The 9,156-nt window shown below is 44.4% G+C and carries 6 protein-coding genes, 8 tRNA genes and 2 rRNA genes; 1 reads left to right on the forward strand and 15 read right to left on the reverse strand.

Annotated features, from left to right (window positions below):
• Positions 1-96: 96 nt before the first annotated feature.
• The 5 genes from AC1DSL_RS08640 to AC1DSL_RS08660 all read right to left on the reverse strand — a co-directional run bounded on the left by AC1DSL_RS08640 (position 97) and on the right by AC1DSL_RS08660 (position 4,182).
• A complete protein-coding gene (locus AC1DSL_RS08640) occupies positions 97-714 on the reverse strand; it encodes a zf-HC2 domain-containing protein (protein WP_477531895.1) in 618 nt (205 codons plus the stop codon).
• Positions 715-726: 12 nt separating this feature from the next.
• On the reverse strand, positions 727-1,290 hold the full coding sequence (gene sigW / locus AC1DSL_RS08645) for an RNA polymerase sigma factor SigW (protein WP_016429490.1): 564 nt from the start codon (positions 1,288-1,290) through the stop codon (positions 727-729).
• A gap of 234 nt (positions 1,291-1,524) precedes the next feature.
• A complete protein-coding gene (rocF, locus tag AC1DSL_RS08650) occupies positions 1,525-2,430 on the reverse strand; it encodes an arginase (RefSeq protein ID WP_477531896.1) in 906 nt (301 codons plus the stop codon).
• Between the two features lie 67 nt (positions 2,431-2,497).
• Positions 2,498-3,082, reverse strand: coding sequence for a GNAT family N-acetyltransferase (locus AC1DSL_RS08655; RefSeq protein WP_477531897.1), 585 nt, complete (start codon positions 3,080-3,082; stop codon positions 2,498-2,500).
• Positions 3,083-3,111: 29 nt separating this feature from the next.
• A complete protein-coding gene (locus tag AC1DSL_RS08660) occupies positions 3,112-4,182 on the reverse strand; it encodes a citrate/2-methylcitrate synthase (protein ID WP_477531898.1) in 1,071 nt (356 codons plus the stop codon).
• Positions 4,183-4,274: 92 nt separating this feature from the next.
• Between AC1DSL_RS08660 and AC1DSL_RS08665 the strand changes: the two genes are divergently transcribed.
• Entirely contained in the window at positions 4,275-5,165 is an 891-nt protein-coding gene (locus AC1DSL_RS08665) for a LysR family transcriptional regulator (RefSeq protein ID WP_477531899.1), read from the forward strand.
• Between the two features lie 65 nt (positions 5,166-5,230).
• Here AC1DSL_RS08665 and AC1DSL_RS08670 read toward each other — a convergent pair.
• The 10 genes from AC1DSL_RS08670 to AC1DSL_RS08715 form a co-directional block, all read right to left on the reverse strand.
• Positions 5,231-5,303 (reverse strand) — tRNA-Ala (locus AC1DSL_RS08670).
• A gap of 22 nt (positions 5,304-5,325) precedes the next feature.
• A tRNA-Lys gene (locus tag AC1DSL_RS08675) sits at positions 5,326-5,398 on the reverse strand.
• Positions 5,399-5,410: 12 nt separating this feature from the next.
• Positions 5,411-5,485 (reverse strand) — tRNA-Gln (locus tag AC1DSL_RS08680).
• 18 nt (positions 5,486-5,503) lie between these two features.
• Positions 5,504-5,587: transfer RNA gene (locus AC1DSL_RS08685), tRNA-Tyr, on the reverse strand.
• Between the two features lie 22 nt (positions 5,588-5,609).
• Positions 5,610-5,685 (reverse strand) — tRNA-Val (locus AC1DSL_RS08690).
• A gap of 160 nt (positions 5,686-5,845) precedes the next feature.
• Positions 5,846-5,920, reverse strand: a tRNA-Glu gene (locus AC1DSL_RS08695).
• A 38-nt stretch (positions 5,921-5,958) separates the two neighbouring features.
• Positions 5,959-6,031 (reverse strand) — tRNA-Thr (locus AC1DSL_RS08700).
• Between the two features lie 13 nt (positions 6,032-6,044).
• Positions 6,045-6,119: transfer RNA gene (locus tag AC1DSL_RS08705), tRNA-Asn, on the reverse strand.
• 20 nt (positions 6,120-6,139) lie between these two features.
• A 5S ribosomal RNA gene (gene rrf / locus AC1DSL_RS08710) occupies positions 6,140-6,255 on the reverse strand.
• 67 nt (positions 6,256-6,322) lie between these two features.
• Positions 6,323-9,042 (reverse strand): 23S ribosomal RNA (locus AC1DSL_RS08715).
• Positions 9,043-9,156 lie beyond the last annotated feature (114 nt).

The raw sequence follows: 9,156 nt of genomic DNA on the forward strand, positions 1-9,156 counted from the left end.
GCGTTCACATATTTCGCAGCCGGAATCACGTCCTATCTCCTACCTTTCAATAGGGACAAAGCAAAAGCCCACCCTCAACGGGTAGGCTTATTTATCTTAGTTTCCATCAACAAGCGACGTGACGTCTTTTGCGCCTGCTTTAATTTTATACCAAAGCCAATCAAACACTTGATTGATTTCTTCTATTTCACCTGTCACATTGGCTGTTGAGGCCATATACTGTCCATTGATTACCGTCACATTCCCATCTACTTCTCCATCAATTTGAAGGTCACCATTTTTGACAACCAAGTCCCCTTTGACAATCTCTCCTGCAGGAACGATTACTTTTTCTCCTTCAACCACAAGGTTTGGTTGTTTTGTAAACGAGAAATGTTGGTCATCGTTATAACTGGAGAAGAGTGAAGCACTCATCAGAATCATAAACAAGGCTGCAGCAGTCAGTAATGGATGGCTGTGGAACCAGCGTTTCATCCCAACTTTTGATGTTTCTTTTGGCAAACGTGCCGTCACGCCTTCCACAAAACCATTCGGTGCTGTAATATGTGAAGCGCTCTGAACGAACGCAGCGACTTTGCTTAACTCATGCATGTGCTGCTGACAAGACGGACAATTGATTAAATGGGTTTTGAGCTCCTGCTCATGTTCAACACTGATGTCGCCATCCAAATATTCATGCATATAGTGAACGATATGTTCTGGACATTTGTTCATCGTGAATCCCTCCTACATGTTACTCAATTGCTTTCTGAGCGCTTCGCGCCCTCTGTGGATACGGGTTTTCACAGTTCCAAGTGGCATTTCCAAAATGTCACTGATTTCCTGGAGCGGCAAATCCTCCATATATTTCAGTACAATCACTGCGCGGTACTTATCCGGCAAGCGACTGATTTCATATTGGACACGGTCTTGCATTTCCATTTTCATTACCTGATCTTCCGGCAATTCTTCTGAGGCAGCGATTTGCGAGTACATATTCAAACCTTCTGTACCTGAAACCTCTGCATCCAAGTAATAATCCGGTTTCTTCTTTCTTATACGGTCGATACACAAATTGGTTCCAATTCGGTACAACCAAGTTGAAAATTTTCGATTTGTATCAAACGTATGGATGTTAATGAAGGCACGAACAAATGCTTCCTGTGCGATATCCTCCGCTTCATGCATGTTTCCAAGCATACGAAAACATACCCGATATAATTTATCTTGGTATAGCTCGACAATCTCCGCGAATGCATTTTGATCGCCTTTTAATACTTCTTTTATTCGTTTGTTGACCAAAGCATCCATGGTGATTTCCCCTCCGCTCATGCGGCTGTCTTACTTATACGGATTAAAGTTGAGACAGGTTTCATCTTTTTTATCAATACCTAATATTATATCAGAAATATTTCAAGATACTTACAATTAATTAAAAACTTACCTATAAGTTGACGGCCATTCATTTCAATTAGTGGCATGAAATAAATACAAAAACAGTTCAACCATAGCATCATATGCCAGGTTGAACCGTTCGATATTAACTTATAATAATTTTTCGCCGAATAGTGAGCCCATCAAAGCTACAGCTACATCCGCTGTTTTATTTTTCTCATCAAGAATCGGGTTAACTTCTACGAATTCAGCTGATGTGATTATGTCTGCAGAATACAGCATTTCCATCGCTAAATGACTTTCGCGGTAACTGATTCCACCCGGTACAGGAGTTCCCACACCTGGTGTATAAATCGGATCAATTCCATCTAAATCCAGTGATAAATGGACACCATCTACTTCACGATCTTTTAAATACCACATAGCTTTGTCCATAACTTCCGTCATTCCAAGCTTATCGATATCATGCATCGTGAACACTTTGATGCCTTTTTCTTTAATTAACTCACGCTCACCAGGATCAATTGAACGTGCGCCGATAATGACAACATTTTCAGGCTTGATTTTTGGTGCAAATCCACGAATATTCACCAATTGTTCATTGCCCAATCCAATACTTACTGCAAGTGGCATTCCGTGAATGTTACCAGATGGAGATGTATCTCCCGTATTTAAATCTGCATGCGCATCGTACCAGATAACGCCTAGATTTTCATAACGATCGCCTAAACCAGCCAATGTGCCAATGGCAATACTATGATCTCCACCTAGAATAAGCGGGAATTGACCATTTTCCATAACATCATGGATTTTATTAGCTAAAGTTGTACTTGCATCTGTTACTTCTTTTAAGTTGCGTAAATTTGTATTAGTTGGAGCAGTTTTTTCTGCCGCTGCAATTTGGATATCGCCTTCGTCTGTTACCGTGTGACCAATCTCTTCTAAACGTTCAACAACGCCAGCGTAACGAATCGCACTCGGTCCCATATCAACCCCACGACGATTTTGCCCCAAATCCATCGGTACCCCAATTAAAGATATATTTAATTTATTCATTATTTTATACCTCCCCATTTACTTAGGTCTATTGTAAATGAAGAGGTACACTTGGCTCAACCGCACATCATTTTGAATATTTATTCATTTTTTCTTGCAACCCTTTGTTGACGCTGGCCCACTCTTTGTCAATGATTGAGTAAACAACGGCATTGCGCGGTTTTCCAGTCGAGCGAATTCGTTCATTTCGTAAGATGCCTTCTTTTTGGGCTCCGAGTCGTTCAATCGCTTTTTGAGACTCCACATTTTCTTCATCTGTTTTAAATTGAACGCGAATCATGCCAAGCGTTTCAAAGGCATATGTGAGCAGCAGCCACTTAGCTGTCGTATTGATATGCGTTCGTTGAAATGGTTTGCCATAAAAAGTACCGCCTATTTCACATGTTTTATTCGCATGGTCAATGTTATATATACGTGTAGAACCATACAGTTCGTCCGTTTTTGAGTTCGCTGCAACAAAAACAATTGTCGAATCAGTTAATTGCATATCTTCATAGCCGGAGCTCATCCACTTTTCAAACTCTTCCATATGTTGAAATTTATTAAGCATAAAAGTAAACGTTTCGAACGTTGTCAGTTTCCACAGTCTTTCAATATCGGATTCTTGCATCGGTCGTAACGTCACATCATCATGCATTAATAAAACGCTCATATTCCACACTCCCAACAACTTTTACACTATCATACAAAAGTTTTTCCAATATATACAGACTGTGGTCTGAAAATTGTGTTATCTTCCGCTTGTTCCATCGCATGGGCAGTCCACCCGACAATTCGAGCCACACTGAAGGTAGGTGTAAAGAGTGCCGGGTCCAAATTAATGGCACGCATGATGGCCGCTGCATAGAACTCGACATTGGTATACAGCTTGCGGCCAGGTTTATGTTCATTTAACAGATGAATTATTTCTTTTTCAGCAAAAGTAGCAAGATCAAGCCATGCATCTTCTCCTTGAAGTGATAAACATTTTTCACGAAGCACAATCGAACGCGGATCTTCCGTTTTATAGATCCTGTGACCGAACCCCATGATGCGTTCTCCTCTAGCTAGCTTTTCTTCTATGACTGCACGCACTCCTTCGGGAGACTGCATCTCATCCAATAAATCAAGCACCCCTGAAGGAGCACCTCCATGTAAAGGACCTTTCATCGTCCCTAGTGCAGATACAATTGCAGATGGAATATCAGACTCCGTTGAGATGGTGACACGTGCAGCAAACGTCGATGCATTCAAGCCATGCTCCATTGTTAATAACAAATACGTCTCAAGCGCTTCCACTTGTGCAAGTGTTGGGGATATCCCTGTTAACAAGTATAAAAAATTGGCTGTATGTCCGAGATTATCAAGTGAAGACAAAGGCTCCAATCCTTGTTGTCTTCGATAATAAAAAGCAACGATTACCGGAAGAGCAGCTGTTAAAATAACCGATTGTTCATATATTGATTTTCCCAGGAATGACGGGGTTCCGTAAGCCGAAACAGCTACCTTCAATACATCCATCACTTGTAAATCAATGGGCAATTGCCCCAGTAGGTTTAGTACATGTTCAGGAAGTACTCTTCCTTCTTTCAGTAATGAGGAAACTGGTTCCTTCTCTCCTGTCCATAAAAATGTGGACAACTGTTCAAATGTTGCATTTGGGATGATTTTATCCACAAGTTCTCCACGGTAGCGCAATTCACCTTTGTCTCCATCGACCGATGCGATTTTCGTGTGAACGGCCACCACGTCTTTCAAACCTTTTTGAAACATACTGATCGCCTCCTATAAAAGAAGTATACGTCGGCAAATTGATTATAAAAATTAAATAGTTATAATTAACTTAATTAATTTTCTTAATAGAGGTGTTTGTTATTGAAATTCAATGGATAAAAACATTCAGTGTGGCTGCCAAGACGCTTAATTTCCGAAAAACTTCCGAGCAACTTTTAATGTCACAACCGAGTGTTTCCGTGCACATTAAATTGTTGGAAGAATTTTTAGGAATTTCTTTATTTGAACGTAGCAAAAACCGGGTTACGTTATCGGATGCCGGCAAATTATTTGTGGATAAAGCAGACAAACTCCTTCAACAATATGAAGAAAGTATCCAAACCATTCATGCTTACAAACAGGGGTTTAGAAGGAATTGGACCATTGCCATTTCTCCGTTGTTGGCAGAAACCATATTACCTCATATCCTGCGTTCATTTATGCGGCAACATCCAGACTTAGAAATCACGATTCGCGTGGAAGAATCGCACCTCATCGAAGAACTTGTGGATAAAGAAGACGTACATTTGGGGATATCCGCATTAAATTCGACTTATAAACATATTGAATCGATTCCAATTTTTGAAGAACCTCTTCTTTTCATTGCTCCTGTGGATATCTATGATGATGAAAGTGGGCCTGCGTACGATGAAATGGAGTTTTTACAAACTTATACACTGTTTACCCACCATCACCCCGTGTTTTGGGATGACGTGTTGATAAAGTTAAGAAAACAAGTAACCGGCTTGCGTTCCATGAAAGTCTCTCAAGCACATATCACCAAACGTTTTATCCAGGAAGGGCTCGGTATCTCATTCCTGCCTCACTCTATTGTCAGACGTGAACTACTGGAGGGCAGATTGAAGAATGTCCATTTTGATTTATTTGAATTACCTAAAGTCACGACTTATGTTGTCATAAAGAAACAAGCGGAATTGGAGAAAGAGTTCATTCAGCTCTTGTCGTCGCATTATTTTGGATAAACATGATTTCAGAAAAACAAAAAAAGATGTTTGGAATATAAATATTCCAAACATCTTTTCAATTATGGAGCCTAGCGGGATCGAACCGCTGACCTCCTGCGTGCAAGGCAGGCGCTCTCCCAGCTGAGCTAAGGCCCCGAAAAAAAATTAAATAAAAAAATGAGCCATGTAGGATTCGAACCTACGACCCTCTGATTAAAAGTCAGATGCTCTACCAACTGAGCTAATGGCTCGTACAAGTGTTATGGCTGGGGTACCTGGATTCGAACCAGGGCGTGACGGAATCAAAATCCGTTGCCTTACCGCTTGGCTATACCCCATTAGTAAAATCGAAAAAATGGTGGAGGGGGGCGGATTCGAACCGCCGAACCCGAAGGAACGGATTTACAGTCCGTCGTGTTTAGCCACTTCACTACCCCTCCAAGGGTAAATATATAAAAATAATGGTGGAGGATGACGGGCTCGAACCGCCGACCCTCTGCTTGTAAGGCAGATGCTCTCCCAGCTGAGCTAATCCTCCGGTAAAAAGAATGAAAAGCGGCGTATTTCGTTGTCAACTCACGCATTCATTTCAGTCACGTACTTTTGTACGCTCCTTCATTCATTCGTTCGTTTCCTAGAACTACTTGTGCTTTTGATCCTTTTTACGAACTGGTTAAAGTTACGTAAAAAGAAATTCATGGTGACCCCTACGGGATTCGAACCCGTGTTACCGCCGTGAAAGGGCGGTGTCTTAACCGCTTGACCAAGGGGCCGATATGTATGATAAACGAGTACTGTATTTTTGGAAAAAAGCTTCCAACCGGGCTCGAACCGGTGACCTCTTCCTTACCATGGAAGCACTCTACCTGCTGAGCTATGGAAGCAAGAAGAAAGTAGTGGCTCCGAAGGTAGGACTCGAACCTACGACCAATCGGTTAACAGCCGATTGCTCTACCACTGAGCTACTTCGGAATAAAAGTATAAATAAAAAAGCCTAGCGACGTCCTACTCTCACAGGGGGAAACCCCCAACTACCATCGGCGCTAAAGAGCTTAACTTCCGTGTTCGGTATGGGAACGGGTGTGACCTCTTTGCCATTATCACTAGACTTTTTTTTGAGTGTTTGTTCACTCAAAACTGGATAAACGGGTCATTGAAAACCATTCAAATTCATTTTGGTTAAGTCCTCGATCGATTAGTATTCGTCAGCTGCACACGTCACCGCGCTTCCACCTCGAACCTATCTACCTCATCGTCTTTGAGGGATCTTACTTACTTGCGTAATGGGAAATCTCATCTTGAGGGGGGCTTCATGCTTAGATGCTTTCAGCACTTATCCCGGCCACACATAGCTACCCAGCGAGGTGCCAAACCTCCCCGTCGATGTGGACTCTTGGGGGAGATAAGCCTGTTATCCCCGGGGTAGCTTTTATCCGTTGAGCGATGGCCCTTCCATGCGGAACCACCGGATCACTAAGCCCGTCTTTCGACCCTGCTCGACTTGTAGGTCTCGCAGTCAAGCTCCCTTCTGCCTTTACACTCTACGAATGATTTCCAACCATTCTGAGGGAACCTTTGGGCGCCTCCGTTACACTTTAGGAGGCGACCGCCCCAGTCAAACTGCCCGCCTGACACTGTCTCCTGCCCCGCTAAGGGGCAAGGGTTAGAAGTTCAATACAACCAGGGTAGTATCCCACCGACGCCTCCTCCGAAGCTGGCGCTCCGGAATCTCAGGCTCCTACCTATCCTGTACAAGTTGTACCAAAATTCAATATCAGGCTACAGTAAAGCTCCACGGGGTCTTTCCGTCCTGTCGCGGGTAACCTGCATCTTCACAGGTACTATAATTTCACCGAGTCTCTCGTTGAGACAGTGCCCAGATCGTTACGCCTTTCGTGCGGGTCGGAACTTACCCGACAAGGAATTTCGCTACCTTAGGACCGTTATAGTTACGGCCGCCGTTTACTGGGGCTTCAATTCGCACCTTCGCTTGCGCTAAGCACTCCTCTTAACCTTCCAGCACCGGGCAGGCGTCAGCCCCTATACGTCACCTTACGGTTTTGCAGAGACCTGTGTTTTTGCTAAACAGTCGCCTGGGCCTATTCACTGCGGCTCTCTCGGGCTTTAACACCCTAATAGAGCACCCCTTCTCCCGAAGTTACGGGGTCATTTTGCCGAGTTCCTTAACGAGAGTTCTCTCGCTCACCTTAGGATTCTCTCCTCGACTACCTGTGTCGGTTTGCGGTACGGGCACCTTCCACCTCGTTAGAGGCTTTTCTTGGCAGTGTGAAATCAGGAACTCAGACCTAATGGTCCTTGTCATCACAGCTCAACGTTATAGGAACGGGATTTGCCTCATTCCACGCCTTACTGCTTGAACGTACATAACCAACAGTACGCTTACCCTATCCTTCTGCGTCCCCCCATTACTCAAACGGTGGAGTGGTGGTACAGGAATATCAACCTGTTGTCCATCGCCTACGCCTATCGGCCTCGGCTTAGGTCCCGACTAACCCTGAGCGGACGAGCCTTCCTCAGGAAACCTTAGTCATTCGGTGGACGGGATTCTCACCCGTCTTTCGCTACTCATACCGGCATTCTCACTTCTAAGCGCTCCACCAGTCCTTCCGGTCTAGCTTCAACGCCCTTAGAACGCTCTCCTACCACGGATTCCATACGGAATCCATCCACAGCTTCGGTGAATTGTTTAGCCCCGATACATTTTCGGCGCAGCGTCACTCGACCAGTGAGCTATTACGCACTCTTTAAATGATGGCTGCTTCTAAGCCAACATCCTGGTTGTCTAAGCAACGCCACATCCTTTTCCACTTAACAATTACTTGGGGACCTTAGCTGGTGGTCTGGGCTGTTTCCCTCTTGACTACGGATCTTATCACTCGCAGTCTGACTCCCAATTATAAATCTCTGGCATTCGGAGTTTGTCTGAATTCGGTAACCCGGGATGGGCCCCTAGTCCAAACAGTGCTCTACCTCCAGGATTCTCAAAATTGAGGCTAGCCCTAAAGCTATTTCGGAGAGAACCAGCTATCTCCAGGTTCGATTGGAATTTCTCCGCTACCCACACCTCATCCCCGCACTTTTCAACGTGCGTGGGTTCGGGCCTCCAGTAAGTGTTACCTTACCTTCACCCTGGACATGGGTAGATCACCTGGTTTCGGGTCTACAACTACATACTCTATCGCCCTATTCAGACTCGCTTTCGCTGCGGCTCCGCCTTCTCAGCTTAACCTTGCATGCAATCGTAACTCGCCGGTTCATTCTACAAAAGGCACGCTATCACCCATTAACGGGCTCTAACTACTTGTAGGCACACGGTTTCAGGATCTCTTTCACTCCCCTTCCGGGGTGCTTTTCACCTTTCCCTCACGGTACTGGTTCACTATCGGTCACTAGGTAGTATTTAGCCTTGGGAGATGGTCCTCCCAGATTCCGACGGAATTTCACGTGTTCCGCCGTACTCAGGATCCACTCAGGAGAGAACGAACTTTCGACTACAGGGCTTTTACCTGCTGCGGCGGACCTTTCCAGATCGCTTCGTCTAACTCGTTCCTTTGTAACTCCGTATTGAGTGTCCTACAACCCCAAGAAGCAAGCTTCTTGGTTTGGGCTCTTCCCGTTTCGCTCGCCGCTACTCAGGGAATCGAATTTCTTTCTCTTCCTCCAGGTACTTAGATGTTTCAGTTCCCTGGGTGTGCCACGGATGCGCTATGTATTCACGCAAACGTACTGCTCTATTAAAAACAGTGGGTTTCCCCATTCGGAAATCTCCGGATCAAAGCTTACTTACAGCTCCCCGAAGCATATCGGTGTTAGTACCGTCCTTCATCGGCTCCTAGTGCCAAGGCATTCACCGTGCGCCCTTATTAACTTAACCTAAAAGTTAAAAAGTTCTTACGCATACAACCGAAGTTGTATGTTGAATTACTTGAATGTTTATTGCTTTCAATGTCGTTTTATCCAGTTTTCAAAGAACAAAGGTTTGCTTTGC

It is taken from the genome of Paenisporosarcina sp. P4_D4, from assembly GCF_056401835.1.

Coding starts and splice junctions, on each gene's coding strand:
- rocF (WP_477531896.1), bottom strand. CDS start 2,430: ATGAATAAATTAAATATATCTTTAATTGGGGTACCGATGGATTTGGGG.
- AC1DSL_RS08660 (WP_477531898.1), bottom strand. CDS start 4,182: ATGTTTCAAAAAGGTTTGAAAGACGTGGTGGCCGTTCACACGAAAATC.
- AC1DSL_RS08640 (WP_477531895.1), bottom strand. CDS start 714: ATGAACAAATGTCCAGAACATATCGTTCACTATATGCATGAATATTTG.
- AC1DSL_RS08655 (WP_477531897.1), bottom strand. CDS start 3,082: ATGAGCGTTTTATTAATGCATGATGATGTGACGTTACGACCGATGCAA.
- sigW (WP_016429490.1), bottom strand. CDS start 1,290: ATGGATGCTTTGGTCAACAAACGAATAAAAGAAGTATTAAAAGGCGAT.